The organism is Caballeronia terrestris, from assembly GCF_001544515.1.
GTDB lineage: Bacteria > Pseudomonadota > Gammaproteobacteria > Burkholderiales > Burkholderiaceae > Caballeronia > Caballeronia terrestris.
In genome coordinates this window covers 1-1,247 of sequence record NZ_FCOL02000440.1, presented here as the reverse complement: position 1 = coordinate 1,247, position 1,247 = coordinate 1, and the positions used below count along the sequence as shown (strand labels likewise).

Annotated in this window: 1 protein-coding gene; it reads left to right on the top strand. The window is 59.5% G+C overall.

All coding sequences use genetic code 11. The features are described 5' to 3' along the window. The coding region (locus AWB67_RS38115) for a bifunctional aspartate transaminase/aspartate 4-decarboxylase (protein ID WP_087660887.1) at positions 1-1,247 on the top strand (1,247 nt) is incomplete at both ends.

The window sequence follows — 1,247 nt, the reverse complement described above, 5'->3', positions numbered from 1 at the left end:
GGCGAGTTTCTCTACGAGATGTGCGAGGGCATTCTCGCGTCGAATTATCCGGTGCCGGACCGGATGCTGAAGCTGTCGGAAGTGATCGTCGGGCAGTATTTGCGGCGCGAGATGATCGGCGCTTATCCGTTCATCGGCGAATTCGACGTTTTCGCGGTCGAAGGCGGCACGGCGGCGATGACCTATATCTTCAACACAATGCGCGAGAATCACCTGATCAAGGCTGGCGATACCGTCGCCCTCGGCACGCCGATTTTCACGCCGTATATCGAGATTCCGCGTCTCAATGATTACCAGTTGAACGTCGTCAATCTCGACGCCGATGTCGCGAACGGCTGGCAATACTCGAAGCAGGAACTCGACAAGCTGCGCGATCCGAAGGTGAAAGCATTCTTCCTCGTGAATCCGAGCAATCCGCCATCGGTGAAGATGAATACGGAGAGCCTCGAATACATCGCGGAGATCGTGAAGGAGCGGCCCGACCTGATCCTTCTCACCGACGACGTCTACGGCACCTTCGCCGACGACTTTGTCTCGCTCTTCGCGCTCTGTCCCAAAAACACGATTCTCGTGTACTCGTATTCGAAGTACTTCGGCGCGACCGGCTGGCGGCTCGGCGCGATCGCGACGCATCGCGACAACGTGCTCGACCAGCAGATCGCCGCGCTGCCGAAGGAGCAACGCAAGCAGTTGCACGAGCGCTACGAATCGATCACGACGGAGCCCGAGAACCTCAAGTTCATCGACCGGCTGGTTGCCGACAGCCGCACCGTCGCGCTGAATCACACGGCGGGGCTTTCGACGCCGCAGCAGGTGCAGATGGTCCTCTTCTCGCTGTTCTCGCTGATGGACACGCCCGACGCGTACAAGAACGCGCTGAAGCGCCTGATCCGCAGCCGCAAGCAGGCGCTGTATCGCGAAATCGGCATCACGTTCGACGACAGCGACGTCAACAAGGTCGATTACTACACGATCCTCGATCTCGAATTCCTCGGCGAGCGTGCGTACGGACGGGATTTCGTCGAGTGGATCATCAAGAACACCAAGCCGTCGGAACTGCTGTTCAAACTCGCGAAGGACGCGCGCGTCGTGCTGTTGCCGGGACGCGGCTTCGGCACGCAGCATCCGTCGGGACGCGTGTCGCTCGCGAATCTGAACGAGAGCGACTACGTGCAGATCGGCCGGGCGATTCGGGAACTGCTCGGTGAATATGTCGAGCGGTATAACGCCGAGTCCGGCAAGAAGCT